Below are 22,172 nucleotides of genomic sequence, written 5' to 3' on the forward strand. Positions count from 1 at the left end.
AAATAATTAATTGCTGTACGGTTTTGTATTGAAAAATACGAGACTGAATATAACGGCAAAAAACGAGAATACACCCCTACATCTCCAGAACTCGCATTGCTTAAAATAGTCGAAAGTGACTCAATGCTTACAGACGGTTCTGTGATGTTTACAGCAACAATAAATCTAAGTCAATCATCAGTCAGACCTTCTGACAGGATATTAGAGGGAAATATCGGAGACGATAATTTAAACTCTGATATTTCTAATATCTTAGAAATTGAATGTATTAATCCATTCAATCAATCTTTCGCTACTTACTCAATCGGAGATATTGACGCTTTCATTGAATCCAAAACTAAAAATAAAGCAGGATTTAATGGAAAGGCAAAATACAAAACCTTCGAGGAAAGGTTAACAGAAGGGGCTAAGGTTTTGGATTGTGACCCTAGCTTTGAGAGTCTTTATAACAAGGTTAAACAACTTGATTCTAATGTATTAATTGCATTAATTGAATTACTGCGATTAATGTAGTCACAAATAAATCCCCCCTAAATATTTAGGGGGGAATAACTACCATACCATGTCAACAAGTCAAGAGCGATAAGAGGTTACTACCATGTCTGAGGACTATATTGATTATAGACTAATTAGAAGTCAGATGTCATCTGAACTAGAAGAAATAATCACAGAAGGCAACCTGGGTGAGCAATTAGAGTCTGTTTTACGGGCTGTCTGTGTTCTACCATATCCTGATATTCAGTTTCCAATTATCGCCTCGTTTATAGCGTCTCCAGTAACGTTAATGTCTACCGCTGGTATCCTGTTCCTTTGGGGGTCTAGCGGTACTGGAAAGTCACAGGTAGCTACCGTAGCATCTGAACTATACAAGACAACCTCGGTGCTTGCTAATAGCACTTTCGCTTCACTGAGAAACAAGATACAACATGAACGATTTTATGACCCCCTTCAATGTGAATTTGAGAAAAATTTTATATTGGTATGGGAAGATATCACCCCTAGCTTATTAATTGAAAATGAGAATATGTTATCGCTTTTCAAGGTGTTAAACCGCAAAAATAGCCGAATAACCATCAGTAGTCAGACACCGGGAACTAACATGATTTTTAATGCTTTCGCTTTAAAGGTGATTAATTCAATACATCCATTGTGGACATTTTGGGAGTTAAACGAACTCAAAAGACGGATGTTTCCTATATGGTTTAAAAAGAGACTATGACATCAGAGGAATATAGGGGCAATGGTTACGAGTTAAGTGATTTAAACGATGTAGAGGATATTACGCTTGATAAATTATCATCTCAATTAGAAATTTTCTGGAGAAATATCGATAACTGCAATCAATACAGCAAGGTCAAAAAACAACTACAGAAACACAAAAAAGATATCATTAACGCTAGGTTATCAAGTGAAATTATTGTCACCCATTCATTGATTTATCAATTATCTATCAATGAATCAATTAAACGCTTCAATGATTACTGGGATTTTGTTAATGAAAAAATCTTGACTATATCATCAGGTACTGAACAATTTTTAGACAGTTTTATCACTCAAGGTATTGAGGCAAAAATGAAACAAAACAACCAGGCAATTAACGCGGGATGTCCTGAGTTAACCGAGGTTGTAACTGATATCGACCCGAAAGCGTTAAAAGAAGCCATTGAGAGAGCTAAAACAGATGGATATCTTGATAGTCGCGTTAATGTTTCAGAGTTGACTAATCTAATGAAAAATAGAGGATATAATATGATTAATCAGAACGGCAAAAATGTTTGGAAACACATCATATAGGAGACCAAAAAAATGACTCAAACCAACACAAATGCCATTATAAAGGCAAGGTTTAAAACATTTAAACAAATGGTAGATAGTACAGTCTACAACGCCAACAGAGAAGACGCTAAAGAAACGTTAATTTCAATAATGAATGATTGCGAGATTGAGTTATCCTTAGCAGAAGCAAAAAAACAATTATTGCTCAAACAGCTTAATTATATTAAGCATTTACTAACCAAAATCGAATAATTTAAACTCGTCCGAAATGACGTTAAACTATCACAACTTAACCACTATCAAAGGATAAAACCATGTCAATCAAATTAAGTACACCCGGATTAAACGTAGTAGAATATAGCTACATGAGTAATCGATTAAATCCTAACGTTGTAGGATTACTTGACTTAGTAGAACTTGCTATCACATCTGAACAATTCGACGAAATTGTCGAATTTATTCAAATCCACAGGCATTTTTTAAACGCGGAAATCGAGTTACTCAAAGGCATTGAAGCCTTGCTTAATGCAAAAATTACAGAACACAACAATAATCAAAATCACCCCGATAATGATGATCACAAGTTCAATTAATCAATAGGAAATAAAGCCATGAATGAGTTTGAACAAGAAAAAATGATGGTTATTGCAGAAATGGCTAGGGAGATTTTTGTCAGATTAGCTGGCAATAATTTAACAGCAACTCGTGAGGATAGAATCACGATAGCAGAAATTGCTCATAATTACGCTATTGACTTTCTGGCAGTACACGAGAAATGGGTAGAATCTCAGTATCCAATTATTACTCGATTCGATTCAGACGTAATATCACCTGAATGTAACCTTAATGGTTATAACAGCGATATCCTACTGGGAGGTGATTTTCATGCCTAAGCTACTCCCAGTAGTCACACTAACAGGGTCTTACAAAGGGTTTCTGGTAGGTCATGGTAATATCTGTATCGAAGTAGGTTCTTTAGAATGGTTTAAATACCTAGAAACCCATAAATCTTTTTCAGTAGAGGTTAATGGTAAACGATTTACGTTGTGCAAAAAACTCTCAATTAATGGTTTTACCTACTGGAACCTCAAAGGGTGGGATGGTAGCGTCAATCATCACATCTACATAGGGAAATCTGACCAACTCATTGTAGACAAGCTAACAGACGTAGCGTTAGCTATGATTACTAAGTGTAAGATTAGCGGGGAGCTACCAAAACGACATTTCCTGTACTAAACCCTAACACCTAACAGCTAACTCAATAACTTAAATGGCCCCTATGGTTTCTGACTGTAGGGGTTCATTCATATTATCTGTTTTCAGTACCGAAAATACGGTATCGAAAATTATTTATATGCTTACCCCCCTAGTTTACCCACAATAAACACCCTAAGCCAAAACCTTAACCCGTCTATTAGGGGTACTGGGTTCGGCACGGGATGATTACCACCAAAAATTGGAGACTTGTCTAGCGGTATGTAGGTATCGGTTTCGATGGGGAATCAATTCTCTAGGATTATGTAGGTATCAGCGAGAGATGACGAAACAAGTCACCAGTTGAAAAGTTGTTTAGGGGTATCGCTTCAGTATGTCATAGCCAGGTTAGTCGTGATTATGCGATCGCATTTTGTTGGTAGTGAGTAGGCTCCTCAATATTTCACTAATAATCTGACTACCCCTATGGGTTTTGAAATTTGAGCCATACCCTCCCCCCATAACCGAAACAAACACTCTTAGGGGTGCGACCGATGTGATAGCAGTCAATGGTTCGTAACGAACCGATAGGCTTGCCATTGACGGGTATCACGAGAGAGTTACCCTATCGGTGTTTGGTTAGGGGGAGATAGTAGGCATTTGACAGATTGATTAAGTTGTGCTTATTGACTGAGTAATCAACCTATTGACAGAATTATTTTCCTGTGCTAGGACTAGATTGTGAGTAATATCTGAGTAATTAGGTACGACTATCGGGTTGAGTAATAACCGCTATCGCTGTCAGGATAAGGGTTTATAGTTAACACACTTTGACAGATGCTAATTGCATAGGTAGCCTATAACCCCTATTCTACCGTTACTTAGGTGTTACTCAAAACCATAGCAGGATCCATCAATCTGTAGCCATAAAATAACCCCTAGGGGTTTAATCTAGGGGTGTTAATTTATGAAAGGTTGACGATTAGATTAATCTATCTGATAGATAACTCCAAGGAATAATTTAGCTTCAGAGCTATCAATATCAACCCCTAACGCTGTTAACCGTTCTATGGCTACATCCAATGGTATAGGTAACTTAGAGCATCCTTTGAGAACTTCTAACGTAGCGTCAATGCCTTCTGTTTTATATTTACCTTCATTAACGATTGTGCTATGACCCATAAGTCTAGCTCGTAACTCGATAGGTAGTCCATACTTTTCACCTAACAGGTTGTACAGTCTACGAAAAGCATATTTCTGGGTTACCGGGCATTTCATAGAGGAAATTTTTTGACTAAACGTTACGTCAAAGCCTCTAACTATGCTTTTGGGTTTACTGCCTTTTCTAGGGGTATATTGAGGCAATAAAGGTTTTTTCAATTCCAGAAACTCAAACATTTCAGGGCTGGGAACTGGAGCAACAATCCTTCCCCCTGTTTTAATACTCACTTTCCGACCTTCTGCGTCAGTAAAGTAAACATAGTCACCTAGCACCAAGTAATTATCCTGATTATCGGGGTCTGACAGTGCTTTGATAGTGATACCATCATCCGTTACAAATGGCTTAGTTAGATTAACGGCGGCGGCTATCTCGGTAGGCCTTAACCCATACATTACTGCCATACTCGTCACCCATAACCAACTATGCCGGCATGATTGATGTTGGTGATTTTTAATAGTATAGGCTTCTTGTTTGGTTTTAAACCACCAATCCTTAAATACATCAACAGCTATCCGTTGTTTCTTTCTGAATTGTGTTTGTTTGGCGTTAATAGGCTCAAGCTGTTTAAGCAAGTGTTCTTTGTTAGGTGATTTCTCAGCTATGGCTTTTAAGATGTAGTAACGTTCCTTGAAGGTTTTGGAGCCTACTAATTGTTCTCCATTCTGCAAGGGAATATATAGCATAGCCTTGAAACTCTCCCAGCTAGGATATTCATCCCAATTAGGAAACAACTTGAAATATACCTCTTTAGCAGTCTCGTAAGATACTAAATCACTAGCGATATCGCGAGAACGTTTCCTTCCTGTGTTGCGGTTGTACCCCGCAAAATACTCATCCTCAATTTGTTTAAAGATGTCCCGGTAGGTTATCAGATTATTCTCAATCTGATTTTTCCCTAGGATGGTTTTATCGTACCAATCCCAAAATTCACTAGCGCTAGTGATAGTCCCTAGGGCTTCTGATACCAGTTTAGCTTTCTTGACTCCATCAATAACCCCTTCTGGAGTACATTCAAGGTTAGCCGTTTTGGGTAGCCGTTTCCCGGTAGATGGTTGCTTAAACTGCAATAGTAGATTGTACCTAGCCCCGGACTTTTGTAGTTTGAGTGTCACTCCTTTGGGACATTCCCCTTTAAAGTCTTGATAGGCTTTCAAGAATCTAGCGTAACTCTCATCATAGTTACCCTTTCCCCCTACTGTAGGGGTATCAGTAGCGTTACTCATTTTTTACTCACTTGTTATCCTGCTATGGTTTTGAGTAACACCTAAGTAACGGTAGAATAGGGGTTATAGGCTACCTATGCAATTAGCATCCAGGTAATATCCCAAGTTATCTGCTATCACCATCCCATCTAAGCCGGCTTCAAACAAAGCCAATAATGGACTATCCGGGGTCATCAGGGGTCCGGTTAACTGACGTTTAACTCGATGAGACGAATAAGCAGCAGATAAAACCTGGATTTGATTGGAGAATATCATAATGGATTAAGTTGACATAGGACTTTTGGGCAGACTCCGCAGTTGCCTGTGCCACTTATAGGGACTAACTAGGAGTCATAGTTTCATGAATTCTCAAATTTTCGGACCCTTAAAAATCACGCGCAAACACGATTATCATTCAATTATGGCTCAAAATATTTCCAGTCGCCATAGGTGGCATAATTTGGATCTATTTTCGGCCCCAAATACAAATAATCCCCATCTTGATACCAAGAGGGGATTAGCAACAATATCTGAGCAACAACCGATAATCTCTGATGCTGTTATCTGGGACAAACAGAAATATTGTTAGCGTTCAGAAGAATTCTGCCAGCAGAACGTTGATTAATTAACACTGGGTTTCCTGTATCAGTTTTAATGATCAGGGGATCAAGTCTCTTACATTCCTGAACCCGTTCGCCCCATTCCTCAACCCGGCGGGTATATTCAGCGCGGACGCGGGGAATATTATCTAGGGTAATGCCGGCAGGAATTGGTGGGAGATTAGGAATAAATACTTCATCGGTGATCACTGCATCACTTCTGATGTTGCGGTTAACTCCTAATTCATACATAATCGGATAGCGGAAAGCAGCCGGGAGAGTCCTCAGAGGATAAGACAAATCGGGCAAGCTGTAGTATCTGGGGGGAGTAACTCTGCCTGTTTGCGGATCTGGTCGCTGGTATCTGATATCAAAATCTGATGGAGTTGTGGGAACTCCAATTTGGGCTAAGGCTTTGACAGGCATGAATGCTGTAATCAGCACACACAGCCCACCTAACAGTTTAGACTTCATTAAACTCATCTCCTCAAAATCACCTAGTGGTTTGCCGAGCCATCCTACAGGCTATTGCCCTAGGATTCCAAATTCCTGAGACTTTTGCCAGAGGTATCTCGGAACTCTAGCAAATTTTACCTCAGATATCAACTGATATTATTACTGGAACCAAACTATTGTCCCGGATATCTATTTATTCAGGATTCCTAACGATCGCATTACCATAGCCAGTAGCCACTATAAGGCCAAATCTGATAAATTGTTTATCCTAACCAAAATCATCACCAAATTATCTGCTCAAGATCCATCTATGACATCCAACAACGACTCGCGCCGCCTCGGAAAATTTAGGGGCTACCGGGAATCTATCACCGTTAAACCCATCACTAGCCTCCAGAGAAAAATCGGCATTTGGGTATGTGGGCTGATTCTCGGATTCGTCCTTAGCCAAACCCACGCCTACTGTGCGGCGGCAGGCGATCGCATAATTTCCGCCATTACCAACCCCCCACAACCCCAACCAACCCCAACCCAGGTAGGGCTCGATTTTGAACTCAGCCAAATTCCCCTCCCCAAGCCTGTTGAAACAGCCAGTAACAGCCCCCAAGCCAATCAACCCACCCATCAACGGGAATTTAGGGGAGTATGGGTCGCCTCCGTAGTTAATATTGACTGGCCCTCAGCATCAAATCTATCTGTAGCCCAACAAAAATTTGAACTCCTAGCTATCCTTAACCGGATGCAGGAATTAAACCTTAACGCCCTAGTCTTGCAAATTAGACCCACCGGCGATGCTTTCTATCAGTCCCAACTTGAACCCTGGAGTACCTGGCTCACCGGAAGACAAGGGGAAGCCCCTAATCCCTTCTATGACCCCCTACAATTTGCCATTGAAGAATCCCACAAGCGCAATATTGAACTCCACGCTTGGTTTAATCCCTATCGCGCCCGCATGGGTTCAGAAAGGGGTCCTTTTGCACCCAATCACATGGCTGCCGTTTATCCCCAATACGCCTACCGCTACGGCGACCTAATTTGGATGGACCCTGGTGCCAAAGAAGTACAAGACCGCACCTATAACGTGATTATGGATGTTGTCCGGCGCTACGACATAGATGCGGTTCACCTCGATGATTATTTTTACCCTTATCCCAAACCCGGAATTCCTTTCCCAGACGGACAAACCTACAACGCCTATCGAGCCGCTGGGGGTAATCTCTCCCTGGCTGACTGGCGGCGAAATAATGTCAATCAGATGATATTCCGCCTATATCAGGGGATTAAGGAAGTTAAGCCCTATGTCAAATTTGGGATTAGTCCCTTTGGTATTTATCGCCCTGGAAAGGCTCCCGGAATTGTGGGTATGGATCAATATGAGGCGATTTTTGCTGATGTCAAATTATGGATGGATAGGGGATGGTTAGATTATCTCTCTCCCCAACTCTATTGGCGCATTGACCCCCCACAACAGAGTTATCCGGTGTTATTGGATTGGTGGGTACGAAATAACCCCTTCCAACGCCATATTTATACGGGCAACTTTCTCAGTCAATTGGCTAATGGTTGGCCTGTATCTGAGTTTCAGCGACAAGTCCAAATTTCTCGCCAAAAAGCTAATCAACTTTCCCTGGGAAATATCTTTTTTAGTATGAAGATGTTTCGGGATAATCAAAGTGGCGTTAATGAGGTGTTTAAATCATCTGTTTACCCAACTCCCGCCCTGCCGCCGTCTATGCCTTGGCTAGATAATGAACCACCACAACCCCCAACGGGTTTACAAGCTGCTTCGGGGATGATTTCCTGGAATCCATCTCCTGATAATGATATCCGGTCTTGGGCTTTATACCAGCAGTTTACCAATGGTTGGCAGTTGGTGCGTGTCATCGATCGCAATACCACAGCCGTCAGTGTCTCACCAGGAACCTACGCCCTGCGAGCCGTCGATCGCATGGCTAACGAAAGTTCAGAGGCGATCGTCAATGTTAGTTAACTTCTAACTTCACCAAAGGGCGGGTTAATTAACTGAATTGGTCACCGTTGACCCTTACCAGATAACCCGCCTTTCCTATTCCCACTGCCATATCTATGACTTTTATCTCCACCGATTACGCGATATTCCTGTTTCTTATATTCCTGATTTATTGGCTAATACCCTGGCGCACAGGCAGATTAATCATACTATTAGCAGCCAGTTTAATATTTTATGCCTCCCTACAAATTCAATATATCCCCCTGCTTTTACTGTGCATTTTCTTTAACTTTGGTTTAGCCCTCTCTATCGGTGAACCTTTAGAAGATTGGCAAATTGCTAATAGTTCCTTTAACCGTCGCCGCCTGATTTTATTGTGGATTGGAATTATCATCAATCTCCTACTATTACTAGGTTTTAAATATATTCCCTTTCTGCTCAATATCATTGGCGGTACATTCAATAACAATCAGATTCAAGATGCAGCCGTTTGGGTACAGTCCTATATTGTACCACCTTTAGGATTGAGTTTTTTCTGCTTTGAAATAATCGCCTATTTAATAGATGTATATAGAGGCGCACCCCCCACCAATTCTTTACTAGAATTTACCAGCTATAAATTCTTATTCCCCAAATTCATTGCCGGCCCAATTACCCGTTATCATCATCTCAAAAATCAATTTCAAACCCTGCAATTTCCCACACCAGAAAAAATCACAGATGGCTTATGGTTGCTGGCTATGGGCGCAGTCAAAAAAGGAATTTTTGCCGATCGCATTGGTATTTTTGTAGACCTAAGTTTTGAAAACTTACAACGGGCTGGAAGTGGCGACTTATGGCTGGCTACAGTCGCCTATGGTTTACAGCTTTATTTAGATTTTACCGGCTATGTAGACCTAGCCAGAGGTACAGCATTACTACTAGGATTAAACTTACCAGAAAACTTTGATGCTCCCTACTTTACCACCAGTATCGCCGATTTTTGGCGACGATGGCATATCACCCTAGGGGACTGGCTGCGAAATTATCTCTATTTTCCCCTAGGAGGTTCAAGGGTTGGACTCACCCGCACCTGTCTCAACTTACTAATTGTCATGTTAATTGCCGGAATTTGGCACGGCGCAGCCTGGGGGTTTATTTTATGGGGAGTATTACACGGGGTAGCTTTAGTTATTCATCGACTCACAGATACCCTATCTAAACAGTTATCAATACAGTGGATTTGGCTAACTTTTCCAGGTATAATTATCAGTTGGTTTATCACCCAATTAATGGTTTTTTGGACTTGGATTTTCTTCAGACTTCCTGACTTAAAGGATTCATTTTGGGTAGTGCAAAACCTTTGGGGAACCAGCGCCGATATTCAATTTGCCCACCTAGTTTATGTGGAGGCTTTAGGAGTTGAAAGAATTGATTTAGTCAGGATTCTAGTTGGGGTAATCATAGCCATGGCGATCGCCACCGCATTTCGACGGGGTTTCAAAGTACAACTCAACTGGCCCATCAAGTTAATTTTAGTTCCCCTGTGCTTTTTCGCCGTCTTATTATTAGCCCCAGAAGGTGGTTTACCCTACATTTATTTTGACTTTTAAGCCCCAGGACTCCCCCCCAGTGATACCCCAACCACACCCCCAGAAATTAGGAATCTTGATTAAGTTTTAAAACCGCCATAAAAGCCTCTTGGGGAACATCCACCGACCCCAAAGCCTTCATCCGTTTTTTACCCTTAGCCTGCTTCTGGAGTAATTTCTTTTTACGGCTAATATCACCGCCATAACACTTGGCTAAAACATCCTTACGCAAAGCTGGTATATGTTCACTAGCAATTACCTTAGAACCGATCGCCGCTTGAATAGGGACCTTAAACTGATGGCGAGGAATCAACTCTTTAAGTTTTTCCGCCATTCCCCGTCCCACATTATAGGCTTTATCCCGATGAACAATCATCGCCAGGGAGTCCACAGTATCCTTATTAATCATAATATCCAGCTTAACCAAAGGATTCTGACGGTAGCCGACAAAATGATATTCCATACTGGCATATCCCCGCGATCGCGATTTCATTTGATCAAAAAAGTCCGTCACCACCTCAGCCAAAGGAACCTCATAAACCAGAGTTGTCCGCCCCATAGTCAGATACTTCATATCCTTAAAATCACCCCGCCGACCTTGGGCTAATTCCATCAAAGTACCCACAAAAGTCTCTGGGGTAATCATTTCCACCCGCACATAAGGTTCCTCGATTTTCTCCCGGTGATTAGGTTCGGGTAATTTACTGGGGTTATCAATCATCAGCACTTCCCCAGTATTAGTCGTCACCCTATAGACCACAGAAGGAGAAGTTACAATTAAATCGAGGTCATATTCTCGTTCCAATCTTTCTTGGACAATTTCCATGTGTAGTAACCCCAAGAAACCACACCGGAAACCAAACCCCATAGCACTAGAAGTTTCGGGTTCGTATGACAAAGAAGCATCATTTAACTTGAGGCGATCGAGGGCTTCTCGTAAGTCGGGAAACTGGTCAGCATCAATAGGAAATAACCCACAAAATACCATCGGTTTAGCCTCTGTGTATCCAGGGAGAGGGCTATCCGCCTGATTTTTCGCCATAGTAATGGTATCACCAACCCGGGCATCTTCCACCGCCTTAATCGCCGCACCCAGATAGCCAACTTCCCCGGCGTGCAATTCATCAACCGGGGTTTGAGTAGGCGCTAATACTCCCAACTCATCAACTTCGTATTCTTTACCCGATGCCATTAAACGGACGCGATCGCCTTTTTTAACCGTCCCGTCCATCACCCGAAAATAGACAATCACCCCACGATAACTGTCATAATAGCTATCAAAAATCAACGCCCGCAGTTTCTCCGATACCGTATCCTTGGGAGGCGGAACTAATTTAACAATAGACTCCAAAATCTCCTCAATACCAATACCTTCCTTAGCCGAAGCGCGGATCGCCTCGGAACAGTCCAAACCAATAATTTCCTCAATTTCCCCAGCGACCCGTTCAGGTTCAGCCCCAGGTAAATCAATTTTATTGAGAACTGGGATAATTTCTAAATCATTCTCCAAAGCTAAATAGACATTAGCCAGAGTTTGCGCTTCCACCCCTTGGGAAGCATCCACAACTAACAGCGCTCCCTCACAAGCAGCCAAAGAACGGGATACTTCATAGGAAAAGTCCACATGGCCAGGAGTATCGATCAGATTCAAAACATATTGCTGACCATCTTTGGCTGTATAATTCATCCGAGCCGCCTGGAGTTTGATGGTAATCCCCCGTTCCCGTTCAATATCCATCGAATCTAGGAACTGTTCCTTCATCTGGCGATCAGCGACAGTCCCGGTCTGCTGAAGTAGGCGATCGGCTAAGGTAGACTTACCATGATCAATATGAGCAATAATCGAAAAATTACGAATCCGAGTTACAGGAACGTTAGTCATAAGGGGTAACTTTTTAAAACCAGTCAGTGGGAGGATGGGTGCTTAACGTATTTTAACAAAAAATTGGCGACCGTAGCGATCGCACCCACAACTGATCAAACCAAAATCTGGTTATAGCCTTGTAGCGGACAAAATAAGCCCCCAAAATGCCAGATACAGCATTTTCTGAGGCTAAAGTTTTTCGATAAACCATCTAAGGTTGTTTTTCCAGTTCCGATTTCATCCGTTCTAGGGTCATGTGCATTTGTTGGAACATTTGGTCAGGGGTAATCCCAAACTGACCCAGTTGAGTTTTTAACTGTTCCATAGTCATCTGAGCCATGAAATCCTCAGACAGTTCAAACCGCTTCATAAATACACGGTAACGATCCATCATCGATTCCATATTCTCAATAAACAGTTTTTTGCCCTCTCGGTCAAATTTCCCATAATCGCTTCCCAGTTGGATTAAAGACTGATAGTCCTCAAATAACTGTTTGGCTTCTTGCTGTACAATCTCAGATTCAAAGAAACTCATAATTGGTTAAATCTTTTATACAACAGGCGCTCCGGATTCCTTAAACCCAGGAATTGCTCCGATATTTTACCTACGATTGTAACACCGAAACCTCGGCTACCGTACCCCCCAAGGGTGGCAATTGCCGTACCACTTCCGGCTATAATCCTTATAGACTGACTTTTCCTTAGATCGGCCCTAATCGTTCCAGGGGCCAAAAACGCCAAGCCGCCCTACCAATAATGTTCTGTTGGGGTAAAAATCCCCATATGTGGGAATCATTGCTATCGTTGCGGTTATCTCCCATGACAAAATACTTTTGGTCAGGTACCAAATCCGGTCCCCAATCATACTCAGGAGGCTCCGCGATATACTCTTCTGCGATCGGGTTATCATCTAAGTAAACCTTACCGCCGCGAATTTCCACCAGTTGACCTGGTTCACCAATAATACGCTTGATAAATGCTTGGTCCTTGGTGTAGCCTTGAACCCTTAACTGTCCAGGTGGCGTAAAAACAATAATATCCCCAAATGTGGGGGCTATGAATCTGTATAAAACTTTTTCCACCACTAAGCGATCGCCAATTTCCAAAGTCGGGAACATTGAATCCGACGGAATATAACGGGGTTCAGCCACAAAAATGCGGATTAGTAACGACAGACTCAAAGCCACCGCCAGAATCACCAAATTTTCGCGAAACTTACCCCCTTTAGTGGTTTCATCAGGGGGTAATGGCTTGGTTTCGGGTTTGGGTTCGGGTTTTTGGTCCTGGGATCTCATCTTATTGATTCAGTCCTCTGATTTAGATAACTTAGGCGATTTGTGATGGTGAAAACGAATCCCTAGGAAAATATCATACATAAAACTCCAGAAGTCCTTACCATTAAGCAATCCCAAGGTTTGGGGAGACCCTTTCGCATCTAACAGAGGTTTAGTCGCTTCGTAGGCAGGTTTATACTTATACCAGGGAATTGACGGCCACAGATGATGGATCAAGTGGTAGTTTTGTCCCAAAATCAAAATATTGAGGATCGCACTAGGATAAACCCTGGCATTTTTCCAGCGATTGCGTTCTTGAAAGGGACGATGGGGCAAATAGTCAAAGAATAACCCCAAAGCCAATCCTACCACCAAAGCCGGAGTAAACCAGAAGTTGAGAATATAGCCCAAGAAATCATAGTGAACCCCTAGGGCGACAATTCCCACCACTACCATGCGGCTTAAAAACCACTCCAGTAACTCATATTTGCGCCACAGTCGCCGCCGGAAGAAAAAAATCTCGTGATAAAAAAATCTGGCCGCAATTAACCACAACGGCCCCCCTGTGGAAACAAAATGATCAGGATCGTTGTCTGGGTCATTAACATGGGCATGATGTTGGATATGGACCCGGGTAAAAACGGGAAAGGCAAAACCCAACATTAAAGCACTACCATGTCCTAGAATCGCATTCAGGGTGCGATCGCGGTGTGCAGAATTATGGGATGCGTCATGAATTACTGTCCCTGCTAGATGTAGGGCTAGTACATTACACACAAAACAGAACCAATGAGGCCAGTGCCAGCACCAGTAACCTAGAGTCGAACTAATGACGATCGCAATAGCCCCTAAGAACATAAGGAGGGTTATATTTAAACCCCCTTCCGGGACTAGGAAATCTTTCGGAACCGTCAGCAGCTTCTGGCCCTCCGACATTATCGTTTGCACTCCTTGAAGTTTGACACCTGAATATTTTACGCGAGTCCTGAGCAACTGTAAATATTTGTAAACAAAATGAGTTGCAACTTTGCCTAAGAAAATATCACTACTTTACCTGAAGGAGGAAAAAAATTCCATGTTTACACAATTCAAGTCTGGTTGGCGTAAATTTTCCCCCATTTTCGGGGTGATCAGCTTATCCTTAGCTATGCCTCTGGTAATCAATCAGGGGGCGGCCACAGCTAGGCCCCTGTCCATAGGCGATCGCCATTTTAGTCCTTCCTGGTCTCAGATTACCGACCAACTCGGTCTTCCTCGGATTAATTTTCCCCAAAACCCAGAACCAATCCCTACACAAACCTCTATTCCTCCCCAGCAAGAAGAGACAGTTCCCATCCCTCAGGTAGAAGTAGAAACAGAAACCTCCAATATTCCCAGGTTCCGCTGTGAAGTGGTCAACGGTCAATACACAGTCATGTATTATCCCGTCAGCCAACCAACTCAAGGCTTCCCTTGGGCGGTTCCTGGTGAAATGGGAGGCGGTTGGACTCCTCAACGTCGCTGTCAGGAAATTAGTAGCCGTCTGGAGTCCTATCGCCCTGATGGGTTGGTGGCTTTACAGACCGCTGTAGAAAATGGCCACAACACTGTTTGTGCTACCACCGAAGATATCCCTCAATGTCGGATTGTCCTGACGGTTCCGGCTGGCGAAAGTGCCGAAGTCGTGCGCGATCGCATTTTTCAGAATTTGTTAATTGCTGACAGCGGACAGAGTACCCAGGGCGTTGTGACATTGGTCAATGAACGCTCAACCCTTGGTACACTCGAAGGCATCATTCCCAGGAGTTCGTCTAATCGCTCCCAAGGGATTCTGTTAAAACCCTTCCTAGACCCCGCAGACGGTGGCACTGGAAATCGCCTGAATCGCCGTTTCTTCCGCTAAGAACCCCTTAACCCCCAAAATCTGGGGGTTTGGGGTCCGGTCTGGATGCCAACAAGTTACCCATTAGGTTTTGAAAGTTGAGTGTTTGGGGAGCGTTAGCCCACAGCGTCATATTAGCGAATCCGATCTAAAGCCCGCATTCCTCCCCAACGCTCCACAATTTTGTCATCATAATCATCAGCAATTTCTAGCACCGCATTTACCGAAGATTCCAGTTCTATTTTGTCGCAGGTTGAACCCACGATGGTATGCTCGAACAGAACATCACCATTATCATCAATGCCAAAGGCTCCAAACCGCATATTGCTGTTTTCCCGCAACAGAAACCGCATCAGGTCTGGGGTAAGTTCTGTTCCCGTCACCACATAGGAACGAGTGTTAATAATTGCCTCATCTGTTCCCCACGGAAAAACAAACACCTCTACCAGCGCTGATCCCATAAACAGAGCCAGTCCCGGCACATCCTGTCTGGCACAGGGAAATTTACCGTAAAGTTCCCTCATCCAAGTAGTAATTTTCTCATAACAGGCTTCCTGCATAGCACTCTCGAATTTCATCGGCTTCTCCCTTTCAGTATATTGATCATAGTTTTACCAAACAGTTGTGCCAGAATCTCCTCACCACAACTTTTTTAGTGTTAGTGCGTATTAATGGCGACCAACAAATCATATCCCGACAAGGCAACAGCAAGGCAACCATGATCTCTATCTGACAAGTGGCCACTTTGACTAACACTCAGCCCAAGTCCTTTTGGATTACGGAAAATCCGGGATTTCAGTGGTCTGGTTGTGGTATATTAAACACAATCGTGCGATAAAAAAGTTAAGGTTCGGGCTATGAGCGAAATTTTTACAGGCAGTCTTATTGAACCCGTGTTACTCGTGTTAGGTTCGGTGGGGTTTTTCTTTTTTGCCATTCAAGCCTATCGCCAACTGGAAAAATGACTCCTGCGTTGAGAACGGCAGGGTAAAATCCCTTCCTCAATCTCCTAAACTTTGATCAATAGTAAAGCAATACAATGGTTATAAATGCACAGGACGGAAAATCTTTAGATGTGTTTGGGGTAGGAAATGCCCTATTAGATATTCTGGCCTTTGTCGAAGATGATTTTCTGAAAACTCACCAACTAGGTCGTGGTGGTATGACTCTGATGGATGCTCACCAACAGGGTACTTTATTGCAAGAGCTGGAAAATAGCCCACTGAAATTAAGCTGTGGCGGTTCGGCTGCTAATACCATGATGGCGATCGCTCAAAGTGGTGGAACCGGTTATTTTGCCGCTAAAGTCGGTTCCGACACCAACGGCGAGTTTTACAGACAAGACATGACCGCCGCCGGAATTGAGTTTGGCGTTAAATCAGCCACAGAAGAACAGGGACCCACAGGAACCTGTTTAGTCCTCACCACCCCAGACGCAGAACGCACCTTATGCACTAATTTAGGCGTATCTATTGCTCTGTCTCAAGCTGATATCGATTGGGAGCAATTGCGCCGCAGCCAATATGTTTATATTGAAGGCTATCTCTGGGATGCTCCTGAACCCCGCCAAGCCTGTTTAGATATCCTCCAACAAGCTAAGAGTCATAATGTTAAGGTCGCTCTCACCTTCTCTGACCTCTTCCTAGTCGAACGACACGGCGACGAACTGCGACAATTATCAGCAGAATATGCTGATGTGATTTTCTGTAATGCAGATGAAGTCAAGAGGTTTTGTCAAGAAACAGACCTAGAAGCCTGTGCGCGTCAAATGTCTTCCTTAGCGGATCTAATTTTTATTACTAATGGCGGTCAAGGCTGTTTAGTTGTCCAAAATAAAACCATTACCCCGGTTTCTGGTTTTCCGGTTAAGCCTATTGATACTGTAGGCGCGGGGGATGCTTTCGCCGGCGGTGTTCTCTACGGAATCACTAACGGATTAACTACTGAGGAAGCAGCTCTCTGGGGGAATTATCTAGGTTCTCAAATTGTACAAGTCCGGGGTCCTCGTTTATCAGAATCTTATAGCTCGCACCTAGAAAAAATCATCGGGCGCTAATTGGATCATTGATAATCGATAATTATCCTGTAGGGGCGGGTTCCTACTCTCTCCCTAGCCCCGGACTACAGAGAGAAGAATATCTATCTTGTTTGTACTCGGTCTAAACCCCCCCTAATTCTGATTAAATTGTAACTTCCTCAGTTTCTCCTTCCCCGTTTTCAGCTTGTCCGCCACCACGATACAGAATTGAAGCCACTACTTGATCAGCCTCTGCAATAACTTCTACACCCTCTGGGAGTTTGAGTTCATGAATATGCAGTGCATCACCAACTTCTAGTGCAGAAACTTCTACGTCAATAGCTTCGGGAATATTCCCCGGCTTGCAGTTAACTTGCACTTCAGTGATTACTAGATCGAGCATTCCCCCACTATTTTTAACTCCCATGGGTTCGCCAATAAAGTTTAGGGGAATAGTGACTTCCACACTTTCGAGAGTTCCTATGGAGAAAAAACTCAGGTGATAAGGAAAGCCTTTCCATGGGTGAGTTTGTACTTCCCGCAACAAAGCCTTACCAGCCCAGGATAAATCGGGAATATTCAGTTGAATCAAGGTATGATTCACGGCTCCCTTTTTCATGAGATTTTCAGCGGTTTTGGCATCAATGGTCAGTTCTTCAGATTCAGCCCCTTTATGACCATAAAGAACGGCGGGAATTAGACCCTCACGGCGTAAAGCTCTAGGCTTAGAACCTGACGGGCGCTTCTGACATTTTACAGTAATTTCCATGATAATTTCCTACTAACTAAAGTGTGATGATTTTTGGGACATTTTAACTCAAAAATACTGAGCGTTGGTCGGTGAGCGCAGTCGAACCGCCACTCCCGTAAAATTTGAGTAATCAGGTTAAGATTGATGCTCTACGGGTTGACCTTTGGCATCTAATAAAGCTCTTTTCGGTCCGTGAATGGGGTCTTCGACAATAATGGTTTGATCGCGACTAGCTCCCAGAGAAACAATGGCGATCGGAACCTCCATTAATTCTGCTAAGAACTTGAGATAATCAAGAGCTTGTTGAGGCAAGTCTTGTAAATCGCGACATTCAGCCGTAGATTTTTTCCATCCTGGTAAGGTTTCATAAATTGGCTGACAGCGAGCAAACTTGCGACCATCACTAGGGAAATCTTCGCAGCGTTCACCATCAAGATTATAGGCGACGCAAACTTTGATCTCGTCTAATTCATCCAAAACATCAAGTTTGGTAATAGCCAGACAGTCCAAGCCATTAATACGCACCGCATAGCGACCAATCACCCCATCAAACCAACCACACCGCCGTTGTCTTCCGGTGGTGGTTCCAAATTCCGCGCCGCGATCGCATAATACCTGACCAATGCCATCAACCATTTCTGTGGGAAAAGGTCCCTCTCCCACCCTGGTAGTATAGGCTTTGGCCACACCAATCACCCGATCAATCATGGTTGGTCCCACACCAGCACCCACACAAGCGCCACCCGCCACCGGATTAGATGAGGTGACATAGGGATAAGTGCCATGATCTAGGTCTAGTAGGGTTCCCTGGGCTCCTTCAAATAAAATATTGTGCCGTTTCCGCACGGCATTATCAATTTTCAAGGAGGCATCAACCACATGGGGACGCAGGCGTTCTGCATATCCCAGATATTCTGTGATCACTGCTTCCGGGTCTACCGGGGGCAGATCATAGAGTTTTTCGAGGAGGACGTTTTTATATTTAATTGTCCATTCGAGTTGCGATCGCAGACTTTCCGAGTCCATCAAATCAATCACTCGAATCCCCGTCCTTTCTGACTTATCAGCATAGGTCGGACCAATACCTCGCCCCGTTGTCCCAATTTTACGAGTTCCTCGGCGTTCCTCCGATGCCTGATCAATCAAACGGTGATAAGGCATCGTCACATGAGCCGTTTGAGCAATCATCAGTTTAGCGGTAGAAATGCCAAGTTCTTGTAGTTGGTCCAGTTCTCCAATCAATATTTTGGGATCAATCACCGTCCCCGAACCGATAATGCACTCGGTATCAGGATACAAAATTCCCGATGGAATCAGATGCAGTTTAAAGGTCTGGCCGTTGACTACAACGGTATGACCCGCATTCACTCCTCCTTGGTAGCGAACCACAACATCAGCCGATTTGCTGAGGAGATCGGTAACTTTTCCTTTTCCTTCGTCGCCCCACTGGGCACCTATTACGATTACGTTAGCCAAGGGACTCTTACGCCAAGCTACGGTTTACACAAACTCCTATTATCTAATGTCCATTGGTGTCATGTCAAATACTTCGCTGGGCAAATCTCCGCTAATCACCTTAGAACCTGCTTATCCTCGGCTTAACCAGAAATATCACCACCCTAATTCCGACCAGGGACACAATGTAAAGTTTTGTAAAAAAATGAGTTTTTGTAAAATAAGCTACAGAAATTGTTGTATCTTAGTAAAAGAGGAGTATAAGTAATCAGCCCAAACTCTCTTTTTCCCATCAAATACCCCATTAGGGATTTTGATCAATTTAAAAAAAACCCTTTAAAGTTCGTCTGCTTCTCTTTTATTAATTAGACTGATTGCTTTTGACTTGTTATCAATCAACTTCTCAATAAACTCCGTAATTGTTGCCAGTTAGCCACCTTGACTAATCATCAACAGTTGGGGATAGTTTTGGCTGCCTAAAAATCAGCCAATTCGGTTTATTTAAAATTATCAATCAGGATGGCATTACCATGATTAATAATCTGAATGAAGTAAATATAAACTTATTAAAAAAAGTCGAGAAACTTACTGGCATGAGCCAATTTGAAGCAGAAGTTGCCATCGATAGAATCACTAAATCAACCCCATCTGGGTTCATAAAAATCAAAAACCTTGAACGAGAAGGCAAAACTACCCCCGACATTCAACTGGTTAATAATTTTGTGAACCGTATGCCTCCCTACCAAGGCACTATTTACCGTGGCATCCCTTTTAGTAAATTAGAAAAGCTGCAATCTTTTCTGACACTGATTCAACGAAATGGTGGATATACTATTGACTCGATGACCAGCTTTACCTCCGACGAGTTAGTAGCGGAAGATTATGCTTATTCTGCCTATCCAGTAATCATCAGGATTAAAAATAACATTTCTGGCATATCAATTCAAGAGTTTTTAATTTACAGCGAAAATGAAATCATAATTCCCAAAGGAACGAAATATCGTGTAACTCATTTACCGAAAGTAATTGAACCAGAAGAAATTTTATATATTGACATGGAAGAAATTTAAAATCATGCTCTAGGGGTGGTTTCTGGTAAGTGTTCCCCCACCCGTAGAGACTAAGGAAGCGCCCGATCATATCACCCGCCCTTATTGCTTATAAATCTGATCAATTAACCAAATTGAGGCAACAATACCGACAAAGTGGGCTAGAATGGTGTGATTGCTGGCGAGAACAACAATCAGATCTAGGGGTTGGATAAAGTCGCGAACAGTACCGGTTCCGAATACTAACTGGGAAGTAGGTTGAGACAGGGCTTTAGCAAATAATACCCCACCGATCGCCTCTGCCGCAATCAGGGTGAGAGTCATTCCCACCAAATTACTAATTAGGGTAATGCGAATTTGCTTAATAGTGTCAGCGCGGGAAGGTCGCTGCGGTCCACCCTCTCGTAAGCGTTTAGATAGGCGAGTATAAGCATAGGCTTGATAGGTACTGAACCCCAAGACGAACAACCCCGCGACGGCAAAAAAGAAACCGCCGCTAGTCCCGGCGGCTGTACTTCCGCCGCCTCCGGTAGTTTGGGCGGCTACGGCCGCAAACAATAGGATAATGCCAGAAATTACAGCTAGGACAAGCTGCGCCCAAAAACAGATCCATCCAGCCCTACGGAGAGCAACAGCAACTCGCTGGACGGACGCAGGTAAAGCTGGGGGTTCAGATGGATTAGACATTGTTTGAGGCTATATTTTGACTTGGCCAATAGTAGATCATCAGTTCCGCGTCTGTTTTCCTATTATCCAGGATACTGTTTTTGGGTCAATCGTCAATCTAGGAAATTAGGCGATCGCCTTCCCGGGAAACGATGTCACAATGAAGTTCGATCAAGAGCTATATTAACCGTGTCAGACCTGCTGGAAACCACCAACACCTATTTACAAACGGCCGTCGCCCCTGTGGCGGCTGAAATAGATCGCCTACCAGAAGCATTAAAGCAGGCTTGGCGGGGGTTAGGGAAACTAGGAGTTCTCACTTTACGGGTCCCACCCGCCCCAGTCACAGCAGAAACCTTCGCCCTATTCACCGAACAAATAGCGCGCTATTCTGGGGCTTTGGCATTTTTGCAGACCCAACATCAAAGCGCGGCGGGGATGCTATCCCTAAGTGATAATTCTACCCTCCGAGAGCAATATTTACCTGAGATGAAATACGGAACCGTTGGGGTAGGAATTGGTTTTTCTCACTTGAGACGTTCTGGAAAGCCAATGGTGACAGCATTAGAGGTTGAGGGAGGGTTTAAACTTAACGGAACAGTTCCCTGGGTGACAGGATCTGGCATTTTTGATCAGTTTATCCTAGCGGCGAGTTTACCAGATGGGCGGGCGGTGTTTGGGATGGTTCCTTTTCGGGATACTCAGGAAATTCTGGGAGAAATTAGCGTGGGTGTAAATAAGTCTCTTTGTGCTATGACTGCGACTAATACGGTGACAGTGACGCTGACCGATTGGTTTTTATCTTCTGACCGGGTGGTGTCTATACAGCCTGTGGGGTGGATACACGAGAATGATCTAAAGAAGGTATTACAGCCCAGTTTTTTCGCCCTGGGCTGCGCTAGGGCGGGTTTAGATATTGTTGAGAGGGTTTTTGAGCAAAAACAATGTGCTTTTATTGAGTCAGCGCTGGAGTCGCTAACAGAAGAGTTGGGAGGCTGTCGGGGGGAAATATTGGCAGCAATTACCGACGGCAATTATAGCTTTTCTGACCAGGTAAAGTTACGAGGGAGGGCGATCGCTTTAGCGGTAAAATGCGCCCATGCTGCGGTGACAGTATCCAGTGGCGCGGCTAATTTAAGTGATCATCCAGCAGAGCGGGTTTATCGGGAAGCCCTATTATTTACCGTTTCCGGTCAAACTCAAGCACTAATGCAAGCTACATTAGAGAATTTCGATAATTGTTAAT

At 43.4% G+C, this 22,172-nt stretch carries 25 protein-coding genes; 13 read left to right on the plus strand and 12 right to left on the minus strand.

The window, feature by feature from the left end; all coding sequences use genetic code 11:
* Positions 1–123 precede the first annotated feature (123 nt).
* The 7 genes from N39L_RS32610 to N39L_RS32640 all read left to right on the plus strand — a co-directional run bounded on the left by N39L_RS32610 (position 124) and on the right by N39L_RS32640 (position 3,012).
* The gene (locus N39L_RS32610) at positions 124–513 is read left to right on the plus strand and encodes a hypothetical protein (protein WP_231851946.1); all 390 of its coding nucleotides are present in this window, start codon (positions 124–126) and stop codon (positions 511–513) included.
* A gap of 85 nt (positions 514–598) precedes the next feature.
* On the plus strand, positions 599–1,219 hold the full coding sequence (locus N39L_RS32615; protein ID WP_014275578.1) for a hypothetical protein: 621 nt from the start codon (positions 599–601) through the stop codon (positions 1,217–1,219).
* Positions 1,216–1,794 carry a hypothetical protein gene (locus N39L_RS32620; protein ID WP_014277229.1) on the plus strand — a complete coding sequence of 193 codons (579 nt, stop codon included), beginning with the start codon at positions 1,216–1,218 and terminating at the stop codon, positions 1,792–1,794. Before N39L_RS32615 ends, N39L_RS32620 begins: the two co-directional genes overlap by 4 nt.
* Positions 1,795–1,806: 12 nt before the next feature.
* Positions 1,807–2,028, plus strand: coding sequence for a hypothetical protein (locus tag N39L_RS32625; protein WP_014277228.1), 222 nt, complete (start codon positions 1,807–1,809; stop codon positions 2,026–2,028).
* A gap of 62 nt (positions 2,029–2,090) precedes the next feature.
* Positions 2,091–2,369, plus strand: coding sequence for a hypothetical protein (locus N39L_RS32630; protein ID WP_231852055.1), 279 nt, complete (start codon positions 2,091–2,093; stop codon positions 2,367–2,369).
* An 18-nt stretch (positions 2,370–2,387) separates the two neighbouring features.
* Positions 2,388–2,669 (plus strand): hypothetical protein, encoded by a 282-nt coding sequence (locus N39L_RS32635; protein ID WP_035736471.1) that lies wholly within the window; start codon positions 2,388–2,390, stop codon positions 2,667–2,669.
* Positions 2,623–3,012, plus strand: coding sequence for a hypothetical protein (locus N39L_RS32640; protein ID WP_014277511.1), 390 nt, complete (start codon positions 2,623–2,625; stop codon positions 3,010–3,012). Before N39L_RS32635 ends, N39L_RS32640 begins: the two co-directional genes overlap by 47 nt.
* Before the next feature lie 945 nt (positions 3,013–3,957).
* Here N39L_RS32640 and N39L_RS32645 read toward each other — a convergent pair.
* From N39L_RS32645 to N39L_RS32655, 3 genes are all read right to left on the minus strand, one after another.
* Complete coding sequence (locus N39L_RS32645; RefSeq protein ID WP_014277512.1) at positions 3,958–5,415, minus strand: site-specific integrase; 1,458 nt, start codon at positions 5,413–5,415, stop codon at positions 3,958–3,960.
* Positions 5,416–5,478: 63 nt separating this feature from the next.
* Positions 5,479–5,670 carry a hypothetical protein gene (locus tag N39L_RS32650; RefSeq protein WP_006616474.1) on the minus strand — a complete coding sequence of 64 codons (192 nt, stop codon included), beginning with the start codon at positions 5,668–5,670 and terminating at the stop codon, positions 5,479–5,481.
* Positions 5,671–5,954: 284 nt separating this feature from the next.
* Complete coding sequence (locus N39L_RS32655; RefSeq protein ID WP_006616475.1) at positions 5,955–6,467, minus strand: hypothetical protein; 513 nt, start codon at positions 6,465–6,467, stop codon at positions 5,955–5,957.
* A 241-nt stretch (positions 6,468–6,708) separates the two neighbouring features.
* Here N39L_RS32655 and N39L_RS32660 point away from each other — a divergent pair, with 241 nt between their 5' ends.
* Positions 6,709–8,439 carry a glycoside hydrolase family 10-like protein gene (locus N39L_RS32660; protein WP_014277515.1) on the plus strand — a complete coding sequence of 577 codons (1,731 nt, stop codon included), beginning with the start codon at positions 6,709–6,711 and terminating at the stop codon, positions 8,437–8,439.
* Positions 8,440–8,534: 95 nt separating this feature from the next.
* Complete coding sequence (locus tag N39L_RS32665; protein WP_014277516.1) at positions 8,535–10,010, plus strand: MBOAT family O-acyltransferase; 1,476 nt, start codon at positions 8,535–8,537, stop codon at positions 10,008–10,010.
* Between the two features lie 46 nt (positions 10,011–10,056).
* On the opposite strand, the gene lepA is transcribed toward N39L_RS32665, so the two are convergent.
* The 5 genes from lepA to crtR form a co-directional block, all read right to left on the minus strand.
* A complete protein-coding gene (gene lepA, locus N39L_RS32670) occupies positions 10,057–11,871 on the minus strand; it encodes a translation elongation factor 4 (RefSeq protein WP_014277517.1) in 1,815 nt (604 codons plus the stop codon).
* 52 nt (positions 11,872–11,923) lie between these two features.
* Positions 11,924–12,064 carry a hypothetical protein gene (locus N39L_RS32675; protein WP_158307581.1) on the minus strand — a complete coding sequence of 47 codons (141 nt, stop codon included), beginning with the start codon at positions 12,062–12,064 and terminating at the stop codon, positions 11,924–11,926.
* Positions 12,065–12,388, minus strand: a complete 324-nt coding sequence (locus N39L_RS32680) for a DUF1825 family protein (protein WP_014277518.1) — start codon at positions 12,386–12,388, stop codon at positions 12,065–12,067. It abuts the gene before it with no gap.
* Between the two features lie 166 nt (positions 12,389–12,554).
* The gene (gene lepB, locus N39L_RS32685; protein WP_014277519.1) at positions 12,555–13,148 is read right to left on the minus strand and encodes a signal peptidase I; all 594 of its coding nucleotides are present in this window, start codon (positions 13,146–13,148) and stop codon (positions 12,555–12,557) included.
* A gap of 9 nt (positions 13,149–13,157) precedes the next feature.
* On the minus strand, positions 13,158–14,063 hold the full coding sequence (gene crtR / locus N39L_RS32690) for a beta-carotene hydroxylase (protein ID WP_014277520.1): 906 nt from the start codon (positions 14,061–14,063) through the stop codon (positions 13,158–13,160).
* Positions 14,064–14,202: 139 nt separating this feature from the next.
* Between crtR and N39L_RS32695 the strand changes: the two genes are divergently transcribed.
* On the plus strand, positions 14,203–15,009 hold the full coding sequence (locus N39L_RS32695) for a COP23 domain-containing protein (RefSeq protein WP_014277521.1): 807 nt from the start codon (positions 14,203–14,205) through the stop codon (positions 15,007–15,009).
* A gap of 113 nt (positions 15,010–15,122) precedes the next feature.
* On the opposite strand, the gene N39L_RS32700 is transcribed toward N39L_RS32695, so the two are convergent.
* On the minus strand, positions 15,123–15,566 hold the full coding sequence (locus N39L_RS32700) for a T3SS (YopN, CesT) and YbjN peptide-binding chaperone 1 (RefSeq protein ID WP_006618005.1): 444 nt from the start codon (positions 15,564–15,566) through the stop codon (positions 15,123–15,125).
* Positions 15,567–16,027: 461 nt separating this feature from the next.
* Here N39L_RS32700 and N39L_RS32705 point away from each other — a divergent pair, with 461 nt between their 5' ends.
* On the plus strand, positions 16,028–17,044 hold the full coding sequence (locus tag N39L_RS32705) for an adenosine kinase (protein WP_006618006.1): 1,017 nt from the start codon (positions 16,028–16,030) through the stop codon (positions 17,042–17,044).
* Between the two features lie 124 nt (positions 17,045–17,168).
* Here the strand turns inward: N39L_RS32705 and N39L_RS32710 are convergent, their stop codons facing one another.
* Positions 17,169–17,774 carry a 50S ribosomal protein L25/general stress protein Ctc gene (locus N39L_RS32710; RefSeq protein ID WP_006618007.1) on the minus strand — a complete coding sequence of 202 codons (606 nt, stop codon included), beginning with the start codon at positions 17,772–17,774 and terminating at the stop codon, positions 17,169–17,171.
* A 117-nt stretch (positions 17,775–17,891) separates the two neighbouring features.
* Entirely contained in the window at positions 17,892–19,232 is a 1,341-nt protein-coding gene (locus N39L_RS32715) for an adenylosuccinate synthase (protein WP_006618008.1), read from the minus strand.
* A gap of 509 nt (positions 19,233–19,741) precedes the next feature.
* Here N39L_RS32715 and N39L_RS32720 point away from each other — a divergent pair.
* Positions 19,742–20,281: a hypothetical protein gene (locus N39L_RS32720; RefSeq protein ID WP_006618009.1), complete on the plus strand. Its 540-nt coding sequence runs from the start codon at positions 19,742–19,744 to the stop codon at positions 20,279–20,281.
* Between the two features lie 81 nt (positions 20,282–20,362).
* On the opposite strand, the gene N39L_RS32725 is transcribed toward N39L_RS32720, so the two are convergent.
* Positions 20,363–20,947, minus strand: a complete 585-nt coding sequence (locus N39L_RS32725; RefSeq protein WP_006618010.1) for a DUF3611 family protein — start codon at positions 20,945–20,947, stop codon at positions 20,363–20,365.
* A gap of 168 nt (positions 20,948–21,115) precedes the next feature.
* On the opposite strand from N39L_RS32725, the gene N39L_RS32730 reads away from it, so the two are divergent.
* A complete protein-coding gene (locus N39L_RS32730) occupies positions 21,116–22,171 on the plus strand; it encodes an acyl-CoA dehydrogenase family protein (RefSeq protein ID WP_006618011.1) in 1,056 nt (351 codons plus the stop codon).
* The last annotated feature ends 1 nt before the right edge of the window (position 22,172 follow it).

The sequence above is a fragment of the Limnospira platensis NIES-39 genome (assembly GCF_026000695.1).
Lineage (GTDB): Bacteria > Cyanobacteriota > Cyanobacteriia > Cyanobacteriales > Microcoleaceae > Limnospira > Limnospira platensis.

Coding starts and splice junctions, on each gene's coding strand:
- N39L_RS32610 (WP_231851946.1), top strand. CDS start 124: ATGCTTACAGACGGTTCTGTGATGTTTACAGCAACAATAAATCTAAGT.
- N39L_RS32615 (WP_014275578.1), top strand. CDS start 599: ATGTCTGAGGACTATATTGATTATAGACTAATTAGAAGTCAGATGTCA.
- N39L_RS32620 (WP_014277229.1), top strand. CDS start 1,216: ATGACATCAGAGGAATATAGGGGCAATGGTTACGAGTTAAGTGATTTA.
- N39L_RS32625 (WP_014277228.1), top strand. CDS start 1,807: ATGACTCAAACCAACACAAATGCCATTATAAAGGCAAGGTTTAAAACA.
- N39L_RS32630 (WP_231852055.1), top strand. CDS start 2,091: ATGTCAATCAAATTAAGTACACCCGGATTAAACGTAGTAGAATATAGC.
- N39L_RS32635 (WP_035736471.1), top strand. CDS start 2,388: ATGAATGAGTTTGAACAAGAAAAAATGATGGTTATTGCAGAAATGGCT.
- N39L_RS32640 (WP_014277511.1), top strand. CDS start 2,623: ATGGTTATAACAGCGATATCCTACTGGGAGGTGATTTTCATGCCTAAG.
- N39L_RS32645 (WP_014277512.1), bottom strand. CDS start 5,415: ATGAGTAACGCTACTGATACCCCTACAGTAGGGGGAAAGGGTAACTAT.
- N39L_RS32650 (WP_006616474.1), bottom strand. CDS start 5,670: ATGATATTCTCCAATCAAATCCAGGTTTTATCTGCTGCTTATTCGTCT.
- N39L_RS32655 (WP_006616475.1), bottom strand. CDS start 6,467: ATGAAGTCTAAACTGTTAGGTGGGCTGTGTGTGCTGATTACAGCATTC.
- N39L_RS32665 (WP_014277516.1), top strand. CDS start 8,535: ATGACTTTTATCTCCACCGATTACGCGATATTCCTGTTTCTTATATTC.
- lepA (WP_014277517.1), bottom strand. CDS start 11,871: ATGACTAACGTTCCTGTAACTCGGATTCGTAATTTTTCGATTATTGCT.
- N39L_RS32675 (WP_158307581.1), bottom strand. CDS start 12,064: ATGGTTTATCGAAAAACTTTAGCCTCAGAAAATGCTGTATCTGGCATT.
- N39L_RS32680 (WP_014277518.1), bottom strand. CDS start 12,388: ATGAGTTTCTTTGAATCTGAGATTGTACAGCAAGAAGCCAAACAGTTA.
- lepB (WP_014277519.1), bottom strand. CDS start 13,148: ATGAGATCCCAGGACCAAAAACCCGAACCCAAACCCGAAACCAAGCCA.
- crtR (WP_014277520.1), bottom strand. CDS start 14,063: ATGTCGGAGGGCCAGAAGCTGCTGACGGTTCCGAAAGATTTCCTAGTC.
- N39L_RS32695 (WP_014277521.1), top strand. CDS start 14,203: ATGTTTACACAATTCAAGTCTGGTTGGCGTAAATTTTCCCCCATTTTC.
- N39L_RS32700 (WP_006618005.1), bottom strand. CDS start 15,566: ATGAAATTCGAGAGTGCTATGCAGGAAGCCTGTTATGAGAAAATTACT.
- N39L_RS32705 (WP_006618006.1), top strand. CDS start 16,028: ATGGTTATAAATGCACAGGACGGAAAATCTTTAGATGTGTTTGGGGTA.
- N39L_RS32710 (WP_006618007.1), bottom strand. CDS start 17,774: ATGGAAATTACTGTAAAATGTCAGAAGCGCCCGTCAGGTTCTAAGCCT.
- N39L_RS32720 (WP_006618009.1), top strand. CDS start 19,742: ATGATTAATAATCTGAATGAAGTAAATATAAACTTATTAAAAAAAGTC.
- N39L_RS32725 (WP_006618010.1), bottom strand. CDS start 20,947: ATGTCTAATCCATCTGAACCCCCAGCTTTACCTGCGTCCGTCCAGCGA.